Origin of the sequence: Mesorhizobium sp. M3A.F.Ca.ET.080.04.2.1 (assembly GCF_003952525.1) — a bacterium.
Lineage (GTDB): Bacteria > Pseudomonadota > Alphaproteobacteria > Rhizobiales > Rhizobiaceae > Mesorhizobium.
On record NZ_CP034451.1, the window covers coordinates 2,009,689 to 2,031,415 of the forward strand.

14 protein-coding genes are annotated in these 21,727 nt (G+C 64.7%); 10 read left to right on the forward strand and 4 right to left on the reverse strand.

Going from position 1 to position 21,727, the window contains the following annotated elements:
• Window positions 1-9: 9 nt before the first annotated feature.
• The 6 genes from tssM to EJ074_RS09795 all read left to right on the forward strand — a co-directional run bounded on the left by tssM (window position 10) and on the right by EJ074_RS09795 (window position 11,838).
• Window positions 10-3,546 (forward strand): type VI secretion system membrane subunit TssM, encoded by a 3,537-nt coding sequence (gene tssM / locus EJ074_RS09770; RefSeq protein ID WP_129553176.1) that lies wholly within the window; start codon window positions 10-12, stop codon window positions 3,544-3,546.
• 117 nt (window positions 3,547-3,663) lie between these two features.
• Window positions 3,664-4,440 (forward strand): PP2C family serine/threonine-protein phosphatase, encoded by a 777-nt coding sequence (locus EJ074_RS09775; protein WP_129553177.1) that lies wholly within the window; start codon window positions 3,664-3,666, stop codon window positions 4,438-4,440.
• A complete protein-coding gene (locus EJ074_RS09780) occupies window positions 4,437-6,947 on the forward strand; it encodes a serine/threonine-protein kinase (RefSeq protein WP_129553178.1) in 2,511 nt (836 codons plus the stop codon). Before EJ074_RS09775 ends, EJ074_RS09780 begins: the two co-directional genes overlap by 4 nt.
• A gap of 11 nt (window positions 6,948-6,958) precedes the next feature.
• Window positions 6,959-7,456 carry a DUF1036 domain-containing protein gene (locus EJ074_RS09785; protein WP_165349901.1) on the forward strand — a complete coding sequence of 166 codons (498 nt, stop codon included), beginning with the start codon at window positions 6,959-6,961 and terminating at the stop codon, window positions 7,454-7,456.
• On the forward strand, window positions 7,453-9,900 hold the full coding sequence (locus EJ074_RS09790) for a M23 family metallopeptidase (protein WP_129553179.1): 2,448 nt from the start codon (window positions 7,453-7,455) through the stop codon (window positions 9,898-9,900). Before EJ074_RS09785 ends, EJ074_RS09790 begins: the two co-directional genes overlap by 4 nt.
• A gap of 327 nt (window positions 9,901-10,227) precedes the next feature.
• A complete protein-coding gene (locus tag EJ074_RS09795) occupies window positions 10,228-11,838 on the forward strand; it encodes a caspase family protein (protein WP_129553180.1) in 1,611 nt (536 codons plus the stop codon).
• 147 nt (window positions 11,839-11,985) lie between these two features.
• Here EJ074_RS09795 and EJ074_RS09800 read toward each other — a convergent pair whose 3' ends face one another.
• Complete coding sequence (locus tag EJ074_RS09800) at window positions 11,986-12,522, reverse strand: OmpA family protein (protein ID WP_176478430.1); 537 nt, start codon at window positions 12,520-12,522, stop codon at window positions 11,986-11,988.
• Between the two features lie 180 nt (window positions 12,523-12,702).
• Here EJ074_RS09800 and EJ074_RS09805 point away from each other — a divergent pair, with 180 nt between their 5' ends.
• Window positions 12,703-13,272, forward strand: a complete 570-nt coding sequence (locus EJ074_RS09805) for a hypothetical protein (protein ID WP_129553181.1) — start codon at window positions 12,703-12,705, stop codon at window positions 13,270-13,272.
• A 31-nt stretch (window positions 13,273-13,303) separates the two neighbouring features.
• On the opposite strand, the gene EJ074_RS09810 is transcribed toward EJ074_RS09805, so the two are convergent.
• The 3 genes from EJ074_RS09810 to EJ074_RS09820 all read right to left on the reverse strand — a co-directional run bounded on the left by EJ074_RS09810 (window position 13,304) and on the right by EJ074_RS09820 (window position 17,044).
• Window positions 13,304-13,579, reverse strand: a complete 276-nt coding sequence (locus EJ074_RS09810) for a hypothetical protein (protein ID WP_245454816.1) — start codon at window positions 13,577-13,579, stop codon at window positions 13,304-13,306.
• A gap of 29 nt (window positions 13,580-13,608) precedes the next feature.
• Window positions 13,609-16,158: a caspase family protein gene (locus tag EJ074_RS09815; RefSeq protein WP_129553183.1), complete on the reverse strand. Its 2,550-nt coding sequence runs from the start codon at window positions 16,156-16,158 to the stop codon at window positions 13,609-13,611.
• A gap of 262 nt (window positions 16,159-16,420) precedes the next feature.
• A complete protein-coding gene (locus EJ074_RS09820) occupies window positions 16,421-17,044 on the reverse strand; it encodes a TetR/AcrR family transcriptional regulator (RefSeq protein ID WP_165349902.1) in 624 nt (207 codons plus the stop codon).
• Window positions 17,045-17,152: 108 nt separating this feature from the next.
• Here EJ074_RS09820 and EJ074_RS09825 point away from each other — a divergent pair, with 108 nt between their 5' ends.
• The 3 genes from EJ074_RS09825 to EJ074_RS09835 all read left to right on the forward strand — a co-directional run bounded on the left by EJ074_RS09825 (window position 17,153) and on the right by EJ074_RS09835 (window position 21,677).
• Window positions 17,153-17,839, forward strand: coding sequence for a PspA/IM30 family protein (locus tag EJ074_RS09825; protein ID WP_129553185.1), 687 nt, complete (start codon window positions 17,153-17,155; stop codon window positions 17,837-17,839).
• Between the two features lie 65 nt (window positions 17,840-17,904).
• Entirely contained in the window at window positions 17,905-18,192 is a 288-nt protein-coding gene (locus EJ074_RS09830) for a YiaA/YiaB family inner membrane protein (RefSeq protein ID WP_129553186.1), read from the forward strand.
• Window positions 18,193-18,272: 80 nt separating this feature from the next.
• A complete protein-coding gene (locus tag EJ074_RS09835; RefSeq protein ID WP_129553187.1) occupies window positions 18,273-21,677 on the forward strand; it encodes an acyl-[ACP]--phospholipid O-acyltransferase in 3,405 nt (1,134 codons plus the stop codon).
• Window positions 21,678-21,727: the final 50 nt, after the last annotated feature.

Sequence of the window (21,727 nt, forward strand, 5' to 3'; positions counted from 1 at the left end):
GAAGCTCTCATGATGCGCTGGGTGCTGCGGATATTCAGCGTTCTCGCGCTGGCCGGTTTCACGGCGGCGGTCTGGTATGCCGGACCGCTGATCCGCTTTGCCGATAGCCGTCCGCTCGGGCCCGCCTGGCTGAGGGCTGCGATCATCGCTGTGAGCGTTGCTCTCCTCGCGCTTGTCTACGGCCTGGGCTTCTGGCGCAGGCACAAGGCGCAAAGGGCGCTCGAAACGGCGATCGTCCGCAGCGACGAACGCAGCGACGATGCGCAGGTGCTCGAGGCACGCATGAGCGAAGCCATCGCGACGCTCAAGCGGTCGAGCGGCAAGCGCAATTTCCTCTACGATATCCCCTGGTACATCGTCATCGGCCCGCCCGGCGCCGGCAAGACGACCGCGCTGGTCAAGTCCGGGCTGAATTTCCCACTCGCGGGCTCCGGCACTGCCCAGCCGGTGGCCGGCGTCGGCGGCACCCGCTCCTGCGACTGGTGGTTCACCGATGAGGCGGTGCTGATCGACACGGCCGGCCGCTATACGACACAGGATTCGGACGCCCAGCGCGACAAGGCGAGCTGGCTCGCTTTCCTCGCCCTGCTCAAGAGATACCGCACAAGGCAGCCGATCAACGGCGTCATCCTCGCCATCAGCATCGCCGACCTCATCGGCTTCGATGATCAGCAGCTCGACGCGCATATTGTCGAGATCCGCAGCCGGCTGCGCGAGCTCCACGAGACGCTGAAGATCCAGTTCCCGGTCTACCTGCTCTTCACCAAGGCGGACCTCATCGCCGGCTTCATGGACTATTTCGGCGATTGCGACGAGGCGCGCAGGCGCAAGGTGTGGGGCGCGACTTTCCAGACCACCGACCGCAACAGGAACATGGTCGGCGAGACGCCGGCGGAATTCGATGCTCTGGCAAGACGCCTGACGGAGGAGATGGCCGACCGGCTGCAGGACGAGGCCGACCCGGTCGCGCGCATATCGATCTTCGGCTTCCCGGCGCAGTTCGGCGCGCTGCGGAGCCGCGTGGCGCGTTTCGTCGGCAGCCTGTTCGATCCGTCGCGATCTCATGTCAATGTCAGCCTGCGTGGGTTCTATTTCTCCTCAGGGACCCAGGAAGGAACGCCGATCGATCAGGTGCTGGGCGCAATCGGCCGCAGCTTCGGCGCCGCGTCCCAGGCGCAGCTTTCCGGAACCGGAAAGAGCTTCTTCCTGCATGACCTTCTGGCCGAGGTGATCTTTCCGGAATCAGACTGGGTTTCCTATGATCGAAGCGCTAAGCGGCGGGCGTCGATCGCCCGCTATGGCGGCCTCGCCGCGATCGCGCTGGCGGCCGTGGCTGCGCTCGGCGCATTCGGTCTCAGCCTCACGGCCAACCGCTCGCTCATTGATGCCACAAGACAGGCAATGGCGCAGTACCGCCAGAACGCGGATTCCCTGCTCAAGAGCACGACGGTAACCGATGTCGACCTCGAGAACGTCATCGGCCCGCTCGACCAGCTGCGCAACCTGCCAGCCGGATTCGAGACCGCCGGTGAGCCGGCGCCGGTCCAGGCGACCTTCGGGCTCGGCCAGCGGGAGAGGCTCCTGTCGGCCGGCAAAACGGCCTACCGCCAAGCGCTGGAGCGAAGCTTCCGCTCGCGGCTGCTGGTTCAGGCCGAGCGGACGATCCAGGCCAAGATGGCCGACCCTATCGCGCTCTATGAGCCGCTCAAGATCTACCTGATGCTGGGCGGCAAGGCGCCGAAGGTGGATGACGAGCTGATCGTGTCCTGGATGAAGCAGGACTGGGAGGAGAACCGCTATCCGGGCGAAAACAATCGCGAGGGCCGCGCCCAGCTCGAAAAGCACCTGCGCGCCATGCTCGCACTCGATGACGCCTATGATCCGGTCTTCGAGCTCAACCAGCCATTGGTCGAGGCCGCGCAACGCTCGCTCGGGCGCATGAGCGTCGCCGACCGCGCCTCGGCCTTGATCAAGTCGGCGGTCTACAGTGCCAAGCTGACGGATTTTTCGGTTTCCACGGAAGCCGGCCCCGAGGCGAAGCTTTTGTTCGAACGCATCGATGGCAGCGAGCTTTCCGACCTTCGCGTCCCCGGCCTCTATACCCGGGCCGGCTTCAATGGCTTCTACCTCCAGCAGTTGTCGCGCATGGCGCAGATGCTGGTCGACGACCAGTGGGTGCTCGGCGGCGGCGGCGAGCAAGGCAGCATCGATCAGGACCTGCCCAAGCTCGGTCCCGAGCTCCTCGACCGCTACGGCAAGGAATTCGCCATCGCATGGAACGGCGTTCTCGACCAACTGAGGTTCAAGGCGATGCTGAAGGACCAGCCGCAATATATCGCGCTTTCCGCCGCCGCGTCGGCCGACTCGCCGATAGACCGGCTGTTTGCGGCTGTCGCCGGCGAAACCGCCTTGACCAGGGACGCTGCTGCCGGAGCAGGCGAGGCAGGAACGGCCGATCAGGATCCGGCCAGCATGGCCAAGGGTCTCGCACGCATCGGCCTGCAGATTGCTGGCGGCAAGTCGCAGGGCCGTGCCGGCACGGCTTCGTCCGGCGGGCAGAACGCCGGCGCCAATGTGGAGGCTCAGTTCAGGCCTTTCCAGGCTTTGGTGAGCGGTTCCGCCGGACGCCGGCCGATCGATGCGCTGACGCAGAATTTCCGCGACATCTACCAGAGCCTGAAGCTTGCGGCGGATGTCCCCTCGCAGACGGAGCGCGTCAACGCGAACCTGCAATTGCAGATTTCGACGCTGCGCGCCAATTCCTCGCGCCTGCCCAAGCAGCTTGCGCGAATGGTCAACGCGGCCGCGGACGAGTTGGAGGGCAATGTCGCCGAAACCTCGGTCGCCAACCTCAACCAGAGCCTGGATCAGACCGTCACGCGCCCCTGCGAGGAGGTTGTCAACGGCCGCTACCCGTTCGCCGGCGACAGCACGGAAGAAATATCCATGGCCGACTTTGCCAAGCTGTTCGCGCCGGGCGGCCTGATGGACCGGTTCTTCGCCCGCAACCTTGCGCCGCTGATCGACATGACCGGCCAGGACTGGACATGGAAGCAGGATGCCCGCGCCGGCCGCGACCTTGCCAAGTCGACCCTGAAAGCGTTCCAGTCGGCGGCGGAGATCCGCGGCGCCTTCTTCCCATCGGGCGGATCGACACCGTCGGTCAGCATCACCTTCACGCCATTCTCGCTGAACAGCGAGGCCGACAGCGCGGTGCTCGACATCGATGGCCAGACGGTCCAGAGCAGCCAGGCCGGCAACGCGCCGCGCACGGTGATATGGCCGAACGGAACCGCTTCGGCATCGGCAAGCCTCAGCCTGGTCCCGGAGATGCCCGGCCGCGAGTCCGCTCTCAAGTTCGAGGGGCCGTGGGCGCTCAAGCGGCTCCTGGACAAGGGGGCCATCGCCCCGAGCAATGACGGGAAGGAGCAGGTGCGCTTCGTGATCGGCGGACGGGACGTCTCCTACACGATGCAGGCGGGGTCGTCGGCCAACCCGTTCCTGCTCCCCGCGCTTTCAGGCTTCAGCTGTCCGAAGGCGTTCTGAGATGGCCAGTCCAGGTCTTCATTTCGGTACTCTAATTTTTGCGCTTGTGGCAAAGTGGCAAGGGCAAGTGGCCCGTGGGTCGGCACAGAGGGCGTTCGAGAAGCGCTTGGTGGCAAAGTGAGCACTGTCGCCCTTCCGATCGAAAGCTTCGGCGTCAGCCACAAGGGCTGTGTCCGCGACCACAACGAGGACAACTACCTGGTGGAGCCACAGACCGGACTGTGGGTGGTGGCCGACGGTATGGGCGGGCATGAGGCGGGTGAAGTCGCTTCGGCCAGCATCGTCGACCACCTGGCAACGATCGGCATCGCAAGCTCGGCACCGGACCTTCGCGCCCGCTTCGAGGACCGACTGAGCCGCGCCAATGCCGAGATCCGCAACATATCGCGATCGCGCGGCATCACCATCGGGTCCACCTTCGCCGCCCTGCTCGCCATGGACGGGCGCTTCGCAGGCTTATGGGCCGGCGACAGCCGCATCTACCTGGTCCGCAACGGTGCGATCGCACAGATTTCGAAGGACCATACGGAAGTCCAGGAGCTTCTCGATCGCGGCATGATCAGCGATGAGGAAGCGCTCACCTGGCCGCGCCGCAACGTGATCACCCATGCGGTGGGCGTCAGCGACGAATTGGTCATCGATTTCCAGCAAGGCGAGCTGTTGCCGGGAGATGTCTTCGTGCTGAGCACGGACGGGCTGACGGCGCATGTCAGCGATGCCGAGATCGAAGCGGCGGTGAAAACCGTTCCGGCAAAGGCGGTCTGCCAGAACCTGCTGGACATGGTGCTGGCGCGCGGCGGAACGGACAATGTCACCATCGTGCTGGTGAAGATTGGCGACGGTCGCAACGGATCGCTCCATGCGGATCAGTCCGGGCAGAGGGCTGAACGATGAGCGACGACGACAGGACGCGGATATCGGGAGGCCCACCCAACACCGGGGTGGGCACGCAGCTCAGCGGAATCTACGAGCTCGACGAGCGCATCGCTTCCGGCGGCATGGGCGAAGTCTACCGCGGCCACAACATCCAGACCGGCGACCATGTGGCGATCAAGATCGTGCTGCCGGAATTCGCACGCGACCAGACGATCCTGTCCTTGTTCCGCAAGGAGGCGTCGATCCTCAATCATCTGTCGCACGACGCCGTTGTCCGATACCACGTCTTCACCGTCGATGCCGGGATCGGCAGGCCCTATCTGGCGATGGAATTCGTCGACGGCCAGTCGCTGTTCGATGTCCTGCGACGCGGACCTATGCCGGCGGAAGACGTGCGCAGGCTTTGCCATCGCCTCGCATCCGGCCTCAGCGCCGTGCACCAGGCAGGCGCCATCCACCGCGACCTGTCCCCGGACAACATCATCCTGCCAGGCGGGCGCGTGGAGCGCGCCAAGATCGTGGACTTCGGCATCGCGCGATCGGCAACGGTCGGCGGCGAGACTTTGATCGGCGGCCGGTTTGCCGGGAAGTACAATTACGTGTCGCCCGAGCAGCTCGGGCTCTATGGCGGCGAGGTCAGCGAGCAGTCCGACATCTACAGTTTGGGGCTGGTGCTTGCCGCTGCGCTGCGCGGGAAGCCGATCGACATGAGCGGCTCGCAATACGAGGTCATCGAGAAGCGCCGATCGGTGCCCGACCTGTCGGATATCGATCCCCACTTCCGGGACCTTATTGACGCGATGCTGCAGCCGGATCCGCGCGACCGGCCAGCCAGCATGGCAGAAATCGCCAGGGCGACGCGCGGCGAAGACGACGACGCCACATTGCCGCCGCCGGCATCTTTCGGATCGCGCGAGCGCTCGGGCCTGCCGAGGGCAGGCTGGACCGCCGCGCCGCAGTCCAACGTTCATCCGCAGCCTTCCGCAACTTCCGGCGAACAGCCCTTCGTCCAGCATGTGCGGCCGGCGCACCTGTCAGAATCGCGGCCTGCGGCGGCATCTCCGCGCGCGGCCAAGCCCGCGGTTACCCCGCAAGGGAAGCCATCCAGAACCCCAATCCTCGCGATAGGCAGCGTGGTGGCACTGGCCGTGGTGACCGCGGCCGGTCTTTATGTCTCGGGCGTCCTGGGGCCTTCGCCGCCAATCGTGGTGAAGGCCCCGTCGCCGGTGCCAAAGCCGGTGCCGAAGCCCAAGGCGGAGAAACCCAAGCCTCAGCCGGAGACGCCGAGTCCCGACGATACGGCCACCAATGAGCCGGCCAAGCCTGCTCCACCGGTTCAACCGCAACCAGACGGCGGCACGCCACCGGCCAGCAAGCAGCCGACAGCCGTGCCGGACCAGGAGCCGAAGCCGCCGCTGCCCGCTGAAACGACCAAGCCCCGGCAGCCGCAGCCAGTCGAGGTTCAGCAACCCGCGCAGAAAGCGGCCCCGGCTACCCAACCGCAAAGCGTCACCGGCGACGAGCAGACGGCGGCTCCGCCGACCATCAAGCCCATCCCGATATCACCGCCCGCCAGGACGCCGCCACCCGCGCTTCAGCCCGATACGGTCGTGACCGATCACAAGGGCCCGGCATCGCCGCCGGGCAAGACCGCTCCCGCCCCGCCGCCGATCCAGAAGCCCGCCCCGCCGCCTGCCGTTCAGCCGGAGGTCGTCCAGAACCAGAAGACCACCCCGCCAGCCGGCCAGCCGACAGAGCCCGAGGCGCCGGCACCAAGCTTGCCGAAAACGCCGACTTTGCCGGCGCAGCCGCCGACGGCTGAACCGGACAAGCCGGACGTCGCCATCAATCTGCCAAAGCCGACTACACCGCCGCCAGCAAAGCCCGCCGGGGAGTTGGCCGAGCGTGCCTCGTGGGTGCGCGACTACAATGGCGGCAACTGTTTCTATGCGACCGTGACATCGGCTGCCGACAGGGCCGCAGCAATCGAGGGGTTCGGGACGGCCGTCCAACCCTTCGAGCAGATGCTCGGCGACTTCCAGGCACGGTTCCATCTCGAGCCGGACATCAGCGTGCGGCTCATCACCCCTTCCCAGTGCGGCGTGCCGACATTGCTGCGCTTTCTCGGCCGGAGCGGTGCCGAGAGTCCTGAACTCGTTCTCGACCGCACGTCGGTGCCCGACGGCTCGCCGATCAGCGGCACACTGATCACGCGCGCCGGGCTCATCTCCAACGTTTTGCTGATCAATCACAGCGGCATCGCGTTCAACCTCGATGACCGTATGGTGCCGCAGCCGGACAAGGCGACGTTCAACATCCCGATCGACCTCGCTGCCGCGGACAAGGCGGCCGGCAAGGCTTTGCCCCAGGTGATGCTGGTCATCACAGGGCCTCAGGATTTACAGGCCGCGATGTTCTCGGGACCGACCCCAGCCTCGGAATTGCTGCCCAAGCTCCTCAAGGAGATCCAAGCCCGCGGCCCCGGCTTCTCCGCCACCGCCAAGTATTTCCAGCTCGGCGGATAATACGGACGCCGATGGGTCTCCGCCGCTCGCCCTTTTCCCTCCCGGCCCAACCAGGCAAGGGGCGCGGCTGGCGTTCGAACCTGTCTGACCTACGGCGCCGGAGACTGGCCGGGCTGCTTGGCGCAGCATTGTTCTTCACCCTACCCGTCGGCAAGGCGCATGCCGAGTTCACCGTCTGCAACCAGACGCTCGACGTCGTCAATCTCGCCGTCGGACAGAAGGTCGACAATGCCGACCAGACCGACGGCTGGTGGACGATCGGCGCCAACCAGTGCGTGAATGTCATCCGCGAGGAACTGGCCAACCGCTACATCTACATCTACGCGACCGACGTCTTCGGCCACGCGATCCTGAACGGCTCGATCGAGATGTGCATCGACAGGCGCCGCTTCTCGATACGCGGCATCGATGAATGCTGGCAGCGCGGTCATATCGCGGCCCGCTTCGTCGAAGTCGACACGCTCGAGCAGGTGCGCTGGACGTACTTCCTAACCGGAAACAGCCCGTGACGCACAGCATCGACACGAGCTTCAAGGCAAAGAAGCAGGCGCGCCTGGCCGAACGCAGGCGCAAGCTCTGGCGCCGGGTGCTTGGCGGGTTTGTCGCATTGGCCCTGGCAGCGATGGCCGGCGGCTTCTATCTCACCAAGGACTATTGGTCGTTCGGCGATGAAGACGAGGATCTGCAACCCGTCGAGGGCGCGCAGGACGTACCGCCCGACGCCTCCGTCTATGTGCCGGCGATCATCGATCTCGCCGGCGATCCGATGTGGATCACTCTTGCCCCGGATGCCGAGGCTGGAACGAAGGGCCAGACCGTGGCGCGGCCGGCGGAGCTCGAAAGTTCCGGAGCATCCCCGCAGATCGAAATCCTGTCCGATGTGATGCTGAGCGCCAGCGAAAAATTCATGACGACGATCCCGTCGACGCAGGAGGATTTCGCCTTCTTCCAGGCGCAGCGACGGGCGGGCCAATCGGTGCCGGCGCAGACTCCACCGGCTCCGGCGGCGGCGCCCGAGGACCAGTTGGGCGATCTCGATCAGCAAGGTGGGCTGGAGCAGCAGGATGACCTGCAAAACGACCTTCAGCCGGCCCCCGATACGGACGCGGCTCCGCCCAGCTCCGCGCCCAAAGCGGATGCCGACGATCCCGAGGCCGGCTGGGGCGAGACCATCGATCAGGGCGAGGCAGCGCTTCCCGCATTCAAGAAGACCCAGATCGAGAACAACACGACGGTCGCGACCGTTACCGGCGAATACCAGCGCTTCGACGCAACCGCGGACACCTTCGTCAAGATCCTCAACGCCCGCAGCCTGGACAGCGTCGTCTCGGATGCTCACTTCTCGGCCGAGGACGCAAAGCTCGCCGGCGAAGCGCTGAAGGCGCTGTTCAATCGCGATGGTCTGGAGGCCGGCTATGTCGTGGCCATGCGCGGCTTCAGGCCGAACCGCGAGACCACGGCCATGTCGCTGATGCAGGTCTCGATCTACGCCAAGAATGTCTATGTCGGCACGCTGACGCGCAGCACGGCCGGCGCCTTCGTGTCAGGTGTCGATCCGTGGGTGCGTGAGGACTTGTTCAACTATTCTGGCGCATCGGACCAAGGCGGCCCCAAGCGCCAGTATCGCCTGCTCGACGCGATCTATTCGACGGCGGCGCGCAACAAGGTCCCGACCAGCGTCATCGGCGAGGCCATCATGTATCTGTCGAGAGGGCAGGATCTCGACGCTTTCGCCAGCGAGGACCAGCGCCTGGTGCTGATCTACTCGCAGACGCCGCGCGGCCAAGGCGAGATCTCGGGACGGGTTCTCTATGTCGGCGTCCAGGGCGCAGAGAAGAACCTCGACTGTTTCGTCTTCCAGCAGAGCGACGGGCAATATGCGTGCGTCACCGGCAATGACGAGGTCCGTTCGCTGACCGTGATGAACGGCATGGTCACGCCGGTCAGCGGGGTCATGACCTCCACCTTCGGCCCGCGCAAGCACCCGATCCTCGGCACGGTTCGGATCCACAAGGGCGTCGACTGGGCCGCTCCGGTCGGCACACCCATCCTGGCCGCCTTCGACGGCGAGATCAGCTTCCAGGGCGATGGCGGCAGCTACGGCAACCTGGTGAAGATCTCGCACGCCAACGGCCGCGAGACGCGCTACGCGCACATGCAGAAATTTGCCATGGCAAGCGGCGTCGGCACCAAGGTGAAGGCCGGCGATGTCATCGGCTTCATCGGCACCACCGGCCTTTCGACCGGACCGCATCTTCATTTCGAGCTCTACCAGAACGGTGAGGCGATCGACCCGCTGGGGACGGTCACCACCGTCGCAACCTATGCGTCCGGCGGTGCTGGCGGATCTGGCGATGCCGCCGTCGAGACGCTGACCGACCGCATCGTCCATGTCGAAAGCGGTGGCAGCGCCCGGGCCAAGAACCCGCTTTCCTCGGCGACCGGCGCCGGGCAGTTCATCTCCAAGACCTGGATCCGGATGATGAACACCTATCGCCCCGATCTCGCCCGCTCGCTGTCGACCGCCGACCTGCTCGCGCTTCGCTACGACGCCACGCTGTCGCGCGAGATGGTGCGCAACCTGGCGCGCGAAGGCGAAGCCTACCTTCGCGCCCGCGGCCACCAGATCACTGCCGGGCGGCTCTATCTGTGCCACTTCCTAGGCATGGAAGGCGCGCATCAGGTGCTCGCCTCCCCAGGCTCGTCGCAGCTGAGCGCCGTGCTGGGGTCAGCCGTGATCCAGGCCAACCCCTTCCTCACCGGCAAGTCCGCCAGCTATGTCATTGACTGGGCGGAGCGGAAGATGGGCCAGAAGGTGCCGCGGATCATCACCGACGCAGGCCAGCAGACGGCCACGACCGAGATCCGGCAAACGTCGCCCGAGTTCGAAAAATACAAGCAGGCGATAACCGCTCTGGTGAACTCGATTCAACCCACGTTCGAGCCTGGCTAATCTAAAGTGCGTCGCGCCGAAACGGATTTAGGCAACGCACTTTAGGTTTTATCTGATGCATGTCGTTGTCCCAGAACCGCCGCGCACTTCTGAGCGACATGCATTGGGTTTCGGCGCAGGCGTGCCGCGGCCAGCGGCCGGGCCGATTGGTTTCCGATGCCGCGAATGCTACATTGACGCCTGTTCGCAAAGATTTTTGTGAACCAGAACTGTGGTCGAGATCACATACGCTTGGAAGCCAGTTTTGGCAGAAGCGACTTCGTCGCTAATGGAATTTAGCATGCGCAGACAACAATAGCGCGCCCCTGTGGGGCGGAGGGCTGTCCCATGAAAACGTTCGCCATCCTGTTGGGCGGTTTTGTCCTGTTTGTCCTTGCAGCGTTCGGCGCCCAGGCCGCCACGCCCGACGCAAAACGCGTCGCGCTGGTCATCGGCAACAGCAAATATGTCAATGCCGTGCCCTTGCCCAATCCCGCCAACGACGCGCAACTCATCGCATCGACGCTGCGCAATGCCGGCTTCGACGTGATCGAAGGGGTGGACCAGGACAATGCCGGCATGCACGCGCTGATCAGCCGGTTCACCGAGGAATCCTACAATGCCGACCTCGCGGTCATCTTCTATGCCGGCCACGGCATGCAGGTCGACGGCAAGAACTACCTCATTCCGGTCGATGCCGAGTTGACGACGCCGGCCTATCTCAAGACCCGCACGGTGCAGATCGACGAGTTCATGGCGGCGCTGCCGCCCGATCCCGCGGTCGGCGTCATCATTCTCGACGCCTGCCGCGACAATCCGCTGGCACGGACGCTGGCCGCCGCACTGCCGAAGAGCCGCTCGCTGGGCGCGGGGCTGGCGCCGGTCGAAGCGAAAGCGGACGGCGTCGGCACCGGCGGCGTGCTCATCGCCTATGCAACGGATCCGGGCGCGATCGCCTTCGACGGCAACGGCGTGGACAGTCCCTACTCGATGGCTCTGGCCAAGCATCTGACCGAACCCGGCGTCGAACTGCAGAGTGCGCTGACGCGCGTGCGCGGCGAGGTGACCGAGACGACGCAAGGTCGGCAGCGGCCGTGGCACAACGCATCGCTGGGACGCGAGGTCTTCCTCGGCAAGGCCCCCGCCGAAGCCGCGCTGATCGCGGCCGAGCCAGGCGAAGCGACCGCAGCGCCTGCCCCTGCTCCCGTGGCCAGCGAAGCTCCGTCGTGGGAAGTGGAGCAGCGCCTCTGGGACGAGGCATCGAAGAAGAATTCCATCCCCTTCTACGAAGCCTATCTCGAACAGTTCCCGAATGGCCGCTTCGCGACCGTGGCCAAACTCAACATCGATCAGTTGAAGGACCCGAAGGCCGACAATCGACAGATGGCAGCACTCGATGCCAATGAGGCGAATGCGAATTCCGGATCGGCGGTTCGTACTTCGGTCGGCATCTCCGACGAAATGAAGCAGACGCCCGGCAGCGAGCTGACGGAAGGCGCCATCGGTCTCGATCGCGACGGCCGCATCGACCTGCAGCTGCGCATCGAGGCGCTGGGCAACGAGCTTGGCCAGATCGACGGCAATATCGGTCCGAAAACCCGCCAGGCCATCGGCGTCTGGCAGGGCAAGAACGGGCTGCCGCAAACCACCTATCTGACGCGCGAGCAGCTGGCGTTCCTAGTCGTGCAGACCGACCCGATGATGGATGCGGTGCGCGCCAAGCACGCAGCCGATCAGGCGCGCGCCGCGGCGGCCAAGAAGCAGATGGCGCAGAAGACCCGCACCGTGAAGCCTGTGGCGCAGAAACCGAGCCGGAAGCAGCAGCAGACCGTGCAGCGGCGGCGCAATACGGACACCCTCATCGGCGAGGAGCCGCCGCCGCGGAACAACGACGACTTCCTGACCAAGGCTCTGATCTTCGGCACCGGCGTTGCGGTGGGTGGCGCGCTCAAGAATTGAGGCAAGGCACAGGATTCAGCCTGTGCAGGTTGTCAGCTCGATCACTGTCACCTGGCTGAGATGCAGAGGGCGGTTCAGTCGCTGAACCGCCCTCAGAATTTCGAGCCAACTTGCAGAGGCGCGCTTTGCCGGATCTGTTTGGGCGCCCTATTCGGTCCTGATCCGCATCTCCACCCGGCGATTGACCGGGTCGTAGGGATCGGAAACGCGCGGGTGCGACTTGCCCAGTCCGATCGGTTCCAATCGCGCAGCCTGGATGCCATTCGCGGTCAGGAACGACGCCACCGATTGCGCCCTTCGCTGGGAAAGTTCCTGATTGTACTGGTCGGAGCCGGAGGCATCGGTATGGCCTTCGACGACAAAGCTGAACGAACTCAGCCGGTTGTCCTTCAGCGCCTTGGCGAACTCATCGAGCTCGGTGCGCGCGGTCTGGTCGAGCTGGGCTGAATCGAGGGCGAAATTGATCATCATGTCGAGGCCGGCCTTTTGCGGCGGCGCCCCTGCCTTGTCGGCCTTGCTCTTGCATTCTTCCTCGGTGCCGACACAGATGCCGCGGGACGCGCCGAGATTGCCCGGACCGGTGAAGAACTTCACGATGTCTTCGGATTTCTGAAGCGGATCGGCGGAAACGTGCGTCGAAAAAAGCACGGCCGCCAATACCAAGGCTGAACTGGCCCACCGCATGACCGTTACTCCCATTTGAGCGTCGGATTTCGCTAGCGGGACCATATCAAATTCCGAAGCCATTGTCTGTGAACAAAGACACGCTGCCGAGGCCCTTTGGCTGTTATGGCTAAGACCTTGACCAGCGCCTCGCTCGGGGCTTGAGTGCTCGTCGGTCCCTTGGATGAAGGCGGGGCAGCCATGGCCAATGAGTTCCGATCCAGAACGGCACGGGATCTCTTCCTTGCCCGCCCGGCCATCGCCATGGACATGAAGACGCCGCCAACGGATCAGCTGTCGATCGAGTTCTGCCGAGCGCTGCTCGCAGGCCGGGTGCCCGAAGAGGCAATCACCTTCTGTGCCTACCTGCTGCCCGAGCGGGCGGCAGTCTGGTGGGCGCATGAATGCCTGGGCAACCTCGCCGAATTGCTCGACGGCAGGGATCTCGAATTGCTGGCGCTCATTCGCGACTGGGTCGGCGAGCCCGGCGATCCCCGCCACCGGACGGCAATGGAAACGGCGGCTGAAGCAATACCTCCAGCGACGCCGGCCGCCTGGATCTGCCTGGCCGCGGTATCGCATGACAATGGCGCGGCGCACGAGGTGGCGCCGGCGCACTTGCCCGCCGGCCATGCAGTCAGCGCGGGGATCCTGGCCGGACTGGCGCGCGTGTCGCTCGCGGACCGGTTCGCCGTCCTTGCCGCCTTCGTCGACATGGGGATCCAGATTGCAGAAATAGAGGCGCAGCGGCAAGCGGCCGATGGGTATTGAAGCCGCTGGACCTTAGCCAACCAGTTGCTTGTCAACCTCCCCAGCCACCGCCGCCACTGCCGCCACTGCTGCCACCACCCAACGTTGGGGCGACAACTGGCTTGGGCTCTTCCTCGACCGGTACGATGACCTTCTTGGCGGTTGCCTTTTTCTGCTTGACGACCGTCGGCGCCGTCGTCGTGGCGGTAACCTTCGGCGGAGGCTGCACCGCCACCGGCGTCGGCTCGGATTTCGGCAACAGAGATGTGCAGCCCATGAGTGCCGCAAGAACGCCGGAGAGAGTTGTTGCAATAATCGCCTGCTTCAATGCCCTGCCCACCATTGCCTCCCTGTTGCTCAGAACAAATCCCGACGCGGGTTGGCCTGTTCCCAAACCGCTCTGGCCACCTTGACCAGTTGGTCCTCCAGCGAACCGCTGGCTGCGATCTTCGACTTGAGTTCCCCACGCAACTTCTTGAGCGCCGCCGTCTTCGCCTTCGTTCCGAATTTGGCCAGCGTCGCCTTGGCGTCTGGCAACTCGTTGCGAGCGTCGAGTGCGACTGTGAATGCGAGGAAACGCACGGCTACGGCCTGGTCAGCCTGATCGCCCTTCTGCATCTCGAGAGCCGCGCGGTCATAGGCGCCGGACTGATCGCCGCGCGTCGTTGCCAGCTCGAACAGCCGCTGCGCTTCGTCGAGGTTCTGCTGCACCCCGACGCCGTCCCGATACATGCGGCCGAGGCTGCCCGGGGCATAAGGCTGGCCAAGGTCAATGGCCTTCTGGAAGAGCGTCAGCGCCGCCTTCGGGTCCTTGTCGATGCCTTGGCCGCTGAGATAATTGCGGCCGAGCAGGTTCATCGAATACATATCCTGCCGCTCGACGCCGGCTTTCAGGAAGGCAACGGCACGGGCGGGATCGGCGGGGACGCCATTGCGCCCTTCCGTGAAGATCGCGGCGAGATCGTTCATGGCATAGGTATGCCCCATCGCGGCCGCCTTGAGCAGCAGATCGAGCCCCTTGCCGGTATCGCGCTCGACGCCGTAGCCGTTGAACAAAGCACGGCCCCAGGACGTCATCCCGTATGGATCGCCCTTGTCGGAAGCGGCGGCATAGAATGTATTGGCCTGCTTGCGGTTGACAGGCATTCCGGTCCCGGTCGCATTGAGGTAGCCGAGTTCGAATACGGCCCGCACATGGCCTTTGTCGGCGGCTTCCTGGATCTCTCTCTTTGCCTGATCGACCTTGCCCACCGCGAGCAACGCGCGTCCCAGTTGGTAGCGGAAGCGGGCCACATCCGGGTACGCTTTCACCGCCGCCTGGCAGACGTCCACGGCGTTGCTGCTGATCTCGTTCGGCAGCAGACCCGGCACGACACCTTGCAGGTCGAGGGGTTCGCCGGCCTCGCGGTCGCAGGCGTCAACGTTAGGCGACAGTTTCATCGTGGCAGGCTTGGAAGGCGTGTTGTCGACCCGGATCTCGAAGCCGACCTCGACCGGCGCGGCGACGCCGATCTGGGGTTCGTAGCTCAAATGCTCGACTTCGTCGGCCATCAGGCTCGAGTCCGGCGACAGTGTCCGATCCGGCAGGGACAGTGTTCCCGTCGCCGGATAGCTCGCCAGTTTCACGCTGACGGCGGGGTCCTTGGTCGGAAACTCCAGTTTCAGCGGAACCGGGCCGACACCGACGGGAATGGCGACATCGCGCTTGTCGATCGCTTCCGCGGCACCCGTGATGTGGAGTCCCCGCGCCACGACCTGCTGCTTCTGCTCGGCCTCGAGCGAGGCGACGACCTGTTCGCCTTGGGCGCCCTCGCCGCTCTTGACGCGGAACACCATGATGCCCTGCGCCTCGCCGCCCCATTCGTCATGCGTGGCGTAGGCCAGCATGTCGACCTCTTCCTGAGCACCGACGCCCTTGGGGATTTCCATCTTCAGGCGCGGCAGATCCTTGCCCTGGATCGGCGCGCCGATCTCGACCGGCTTGCCGTCAAGGGTCAGGCGCCCCAGCGCGGGCGGTCTCTCGATGCTGACGGTGACGGCTCCGCCATCGACGTCGACCGGCTGCGGCAGGTCGAGGGCCACCGGACCGATGCCCGACGGCACGATTTTCTCCAGCACCGGCGGCAGCGAGGGCCGGGTGGCGCGGCGCATCAGCACGACATCGTCGATCAGCGAGGAATTCTCCCACGGAACCTGCTTGCCGGAGGTGGCCTCGACCACATCGCGGCGCACAGCCGCCATGACGGTGCGTATTTCCTGGTTCGGAGCCAGCGCGCGGCGCGAGAATGCCGACGAGAACGGGCTGAGATCGCCGGTTCCGTCATAGGCGACCGCGCCGGGCTCGGTGGCGAAGGCGATCAGCGTGTTGAGCGAACTCTTCACCTGCGCGAGACCAGTGTTGCCGGCGGTGATCAGCTGGTCCCTCAGCCAGTAATCCTTGCGCGGAAACGGATTGTTGCGGCAGGCGTCGAGGATGATCACCTGGATCTTGGACTTCGAGCGCATCTGCTCAAGCACGTCATCCAGCTTGACCGCCTGGACCTCAATGTCGGCCGCATCCTTCAGGGACGCATCGACGGGGATCAGGAAATTCTCGCCGCCGATCTGGAAGCCATGGCCCGAATAGTAAACGATGGCCAGCTCGGCGCCGTCGGCCGCGGCGAGATAGTTGCGGAACTGTTTCTCGAATTGCAGCTTGGTGAGATCCTTGGCCAGGAACACCTCGAAGCCGGCCATCCGAAAAGTGTTGGAAACGTCGTCGGCGTCCTTGTCCGGGTTCTTGAGGGCTGGAATATCCCGGTACTCGGAATTGCCGATGACGAGGGCAACCCGCCGATCGGCGTGCGCTTCGAAGGATGCGAAGCCCACGAGGATCACGGCTGCAAGGAACGCGCAGCATCGCAGCATGGCAAATCCTTAACTGCTATGACCTGTCGGCCACAATGCAGCTTGCGGCGCCGAGGTCTGTTAAAGACTTCACAATCTGCCTGGACATGACGAGAGGCTTGCGTCGCGGCGGCGAGGCATCCCCCCGTATCCAATCAGGATCTAAATTACCCCAGAGCCCGGGGCACCGCAATGATCCAAGCGGGTACAACTCGTCTTCGCCGATGTCATGAACCGGAAGCCGCCTGGCCCAAGGTGTCGCGCAGCCCGCGCAAGGCAGGATTCATTTCGCGGGTTCGAGCTCTTCCTGCTGCCTCAGGCCAGTGACCCAGGTGCCGATGAAGCCCATCAGCTCGCTTTCGAGATCGGCGGCGGCCAGACCAATGAACCGACCCTCGAGCGACACGCCAACGATGCCGTGGACGGCCGAGAACAGTGTCCGGGCCCGCGCCAGGAGTTGCGCCCGGTCGAGCGCCGGGCTGAGCAGCGCCAAGGGCTCGACCAGATATTGGATAAGGACGGCGTGCTCGGCGAGGTGCCATTCCGGCACCGGCACGCCGGGCGCCATCCGGTGCTCGAACAATGCTGCCCAGAGCCTTCGGTTGCCGCGTGCGAAGCCGACATAGGCCTTTGCCAACGCCTTGAGCTTCTCGCTTGGCTCCGCGGCCATGGCCGCTTCCTCGCGCAATGCCTCTCCCAGCCGTGCCAAGGTTTCCGAATTGACGTGAAGAACGAGCTCGTCCAGGTCGGCAAAGGCGGTATAGAGCGCGCCGAGCGCGCAGCCGGCATCGGCGGTAATGTCACGGGCACGCAGCCCGCCCAGCCCCGATGATTGAATTCGCAGGCGTGCGGCGCTGATCAACCTGCTCCTCAGATCCTCGCGCCTGGCGTCCCGTTTTGCCGTCATTAACCTTCTCGATCCGATTTTCATGAACAACGTTCATTTTTACCTCGAACGTTGTTCACAGTGTGTTACGCTGCGTTTTTGAACAATGTTCATAGAGGAGAAGCGGGAATGTTGAAACAGTTTTTTGCGCTGGTTCGCGGGCGCAGCCATGAGGCGGCGGAAGCGGTGGTCGACCGCAACGCGCTGGTGATCCTGCGCCAGCAGATACGCGACTGCGCCGAAGCCATCGCTGCCGCCCGCCGTGCGGTCGCCATTGCGATTGCCCAGAACGATCAGGAGGTCCAGCAACATAAAAAGCTGGTCGACCGCATTGAGGATCTGGAGAAGCGCACGGTTGCGGCGCTCGAACAGGAACAGAATGAACTTGCATGCGAGGCGGCCGAAACGATCGCCCTGCTAGAGGCCGAGCGCACCGCGTCGGAAGACGCACAGAAAAACTTCGGCACGGAAATCGAGCGGCTGAAGCGGATCGTTCGCGCCTCCGAAATGCGCCTGCGCGACCTGCAGCGCGGCCAGCGCATTGCGGCCGCCGCGGACAAGACGCAGCGGCTGCGTGAGACCGCTCCCGGATCAACCTTGTCGGCGCTCCAGGATGCCGAGGAAACGCTGTCTCGCCTGCGGGCGCGTCAGAAGCAGATCGACGCCGCCGCGGCCGCCATGGCCGAGATGGAGCAGACGGGCGATCCGGCCGCGATGAGCGAGAAACTGGCCGCCGCCGGGTGCGGCGCGCCGCTGAGAAACAGCGCCGATGTCGTGCTCGAACGGCTGGCGAAGAGGGTTTCCAGGCCGGCCTGACTGTATCCGGCCTGAAACAGGCCGACACCTGCCCAACCTACCGCAGAAACGAAAGGACCCTATCGATGACCACCAACAGCTACGCTCCCAAGGATTCCGGCGCCTGGAAAATGTTCACCATGGCCAGTTTCGCCATCGCCGCCAGCATGATGGCGGGCGGCATCTACTTCATGGAGGCAAGTTTTGCCGCAAAAGGGTTTTACGCGATGGCCGCAATCATGCTCGTCCATACGTCCATCACCATCACCAAGACGCTGCGCGACGCCGAGGAGGCAGGCCGCTTCATCAACAGGTTGGAATATGCCAAGGCCGAGAAGCTCTTGATGGACATCAACCGCAGTAACGAAACGTAACCGGTTCGCGCTACAACAGGGCTCGAACCGCGCAAGCAACCGCCAGTCACTATAACGGTCTTTGCCAAATGGAAATGGCCATGAACAACCATCTGATGACGTCACGGCGCTTCGCGCCACTTTTCTGGACGCACTTCCTGTCCGCCTTCAACGACAACTTTCTGAAGAACACGCTGGTATTCCTCATTCTGTACACGCTGGCGGCGGACCAGGCGGCGTCATTGGTGACACTGGCGGGAGCAATCTTCATGGCTCCGTTCCTGCTTCTCTCCGCCCTCGGCGGCGAGATCGCCGACCGGTTCGACAAGGCTTTCGTGGCGCGCAGGCTGAAATTCGTCGAGATCGGCGCCGCACTGCTGGCCGTCATCGGCATCGCGCTCTCGTCCATTCCGGTGCTGCTCACGGCGCTGTTCCTGTTCGGCGTGATCTCGGCGCTGTTCGGGCCAATCAAATACGGCATCCTGCCCGATCATCTCGAACGCAGGGAACTGCCCCGGGCGAACGCCTGGATCGAGTCGGCCACCTTCGCCGCCATCCTCGGCGGCACGATCGTCGGCGGCATCGTCTCGGCCGATGGCATTGGCGTTGCGGTGTTCGGCCCGATGATGATGATCCTCGCGGTCGGCTGCTGGCTGGTCAGCCGCTACATCCCGTCGACCGGCTCGGCGGCGCCGGACCTTGCGATCGACACGAACATCCTGCGCTCCACTTGGCGGCTGGTCGGCGAGTTGCGGATGAACCAGCGGATATGGCGGGCGGCGCTGATGGCCTCCTGGTTCTGGCTGGTCGGAGCTATCGTCCTTTCCCTCCTGCCCCCTCTGGTCAAGAATTCGCTCGGCGGCAGCGAGATCGCCGTGACCGCCTATCTCGCCGTATTCGCGGTCGCGGTCGCCGTCGGCTCCGCCATTGCGGCATGGATGTCGCAGGGGCGGATGGTGCTTCTGCCGGCTCCGGTCGGCACCGCGCTGATGGCCGTGTTCGGACTGGACCTCGCCTGGAGCGTTTGGGGACTGCACAGTTCGGCCCAGGCCGAGACGCTCGCTGCCTTTTTCGCCGGGCAGAACACCATTCGCGTCGCCATCGATCTGGCCGGCCTGGCTATCGCCGGCGCCTTCCTGGTCGTGCCCACCTTTGCGGCCGTGCAGGCCTGGGCGCCGGAGGACCGGCGCGCTCGTATCGTTGCCGCGGTGAACGTCGTCAGCGCCGGCTTCATGACCATCGGCGGCGGCCTCGTTGCGGCCATCCAGGGCGCCGGCGTCTCCATTGCAGGCGTGCTGGCCGGCCTTGCCGCGATCAATGCCGTCGCCGCCTGGCTGATGCTGAAATACCTGCCGACCAATCCTTTCCGCGATTTCGTCTCCATTCTGTTCCGCGCCTTCCATCACCTGGAGGTGGAAGGGATGGAAAACCTCAAGGCGGCTGGCCCGGCGCCCATCCTGGCGCTCAACCATGTCAGCTTTCTCGACGGTCCGCTGGCGCTGACGCTGACCGACGAGGAGCCGGTCTTCGCCATCGACTACACGATCGCGCAGGCATGGTGGATGAGGCCTTTCCTGAAGCTCGCCCGCGCCCTGCCGCTCAATCCGGCCAAGCCGATGTCGACCCGAACGCTGATCAAGATCGTGCAGGGCGGCGATCCGCTGGTGATTTTCCCCGAAGGCCGCATCACCGTCACCGGCGGCCTGATGAAGGTCTATGACGGCGCCGCTATGGTCGCCGACAAGACCGGCTCGATGGTGGTGCCGGTGCGCATCGACGGGCTGGAGAAGAGCTACTTCTCGCGGCTGACGTCGCAGCATGTGCGCCGCCGGCTGTTCCCGAAGGTCAACGTGACCATCCTGGAGCCGGTGAGGCTCGAGGTTCCGCCGGAGCTGAAAGGCCGCAAGCGCCGCGCCGCGGCCGGTGCCGCGCTCTACCAGGTGATGTCGGATCTCGTCTTCCGCACCCAGGATATCGACCGGACGGTGCTGGAGAAGATCATCCTGGCAGCAAACGACCGCGGCATGAAGCAACTCGCGGTGCAGGACCCGGTCACCGGCTCGCTCAGCTACGGCAAGCTGCTCACCGGTGCCGCCGTGCTCGGCGAAAAGTTCAAGACGCTCTATGCCGACCAGCAGACGCTTGGCGTCATGCTGCCCAACGCCAATGGCTCATGCGCCACGCTGCTCGGTGTCATGTCCGCCGGCAAGGTGCCGGCAATGATCAACTTCACCGCGGGCGCGGCGAACATTCTCTCCGCCTGTAAAGCGGCCGAGGTGCGGACCGTGCTCACATCCCGCGCCTTCGTCGAACAGGCAAAGCTCGGCGCGGTGGTCGAAGAAATCGGCCGCTCGGTGGAGATCGTCTGGCTCGATGACCTGCGGGCCACAATCGGCCTCAAGGACAAGCTGCTCGGCCTCTTGCGCAAAGGCAAGCCGCGGGTCGCGCGCAGACCCGACGACGTGGCGGCGATCCTGTTCACATCGGGCTCCGAGGGCACGCCCAAGGGCGTCGTGCTCACCCACCGCAACATCCTGGCCAACGCCGCCCAGGCGGCCTCGCGCATCGACTTCCATTCGGGCGACAAGGTGTTCAATGTGCTGCCGATCTTCCACTCCTTCGGCATGACGGCGGGAACGGTGCTGCCGCTGATCTCGGGTGTGCCGGTCTATTTCTACCCGTCGCCGCTGCACTACCGCATCGTGCCGGAACTGATCTACGGCTCGAACGCGACGATCATCTTCGGCACCGACACGTTCCTTTCGGGCTATGCGCGCACGGCGCACCCTTACGACTTCCGTTCGGTGCGCTACTGCTTCGCCGGGGCCGAGCCGGTCAAGGCTGCCACGCGCATGACCTACATGGAGAAGTTCGGCCTGCGCATCCTCGAAGGCTACGGCGTGACCGAAACCGCGCCGGTAATCGCCATCAACACGCCGATGTACAACAAGTCGGGCAGTGTCGGCAAAATCATGCCCGGCATGGAGTATCGCCTGGATCCGGTGCCTGGTGTCGAGGAGGGCGGGCGGCTCCATGTGCGCGGCCCCAATGTCATGGCCGGCTATCTGCGTGCCGAAAAGCCCGGGGTGCTCGAACCGCTGGAGGACGGCTGGCACGACACCGGCGACGTCGTCACCGTCGACGAGGCGGGCTTCATCACCATTCGTGGCCGCGCCAAGCGCTTCGCCAAGATCGGCGGCGAGATGATCTCGCTGGCGGCCGTCGAGGCGCTCGCCGGCGAATTGTGGAAGGGATCGCTGTCTGCCGTCGCCACGGTGCCGGATCACCGCAAGGGCGAGAAGCTGATCCTTGTCACGGAGGCAACCAACGCGACTCGGGCGGACTTCCTGGCCTTCGCCAAGGCGAACGGCGCCATGGACCTGATGGTGCCGGCCGAAGTGCGCGTCGTGCAGAAAGTGCCGGTCCTCGGCTCCGGCAAGCTCGACTTCGCCGCCGTGACGAAGATGGTGCGCGGCGATGAGGAGACGAAGATCAGGGCGGCTTGATCAGAATCGCGCAGCAGGCCGGCGTCTAACGTCGGCCTGCTAAATCCGCG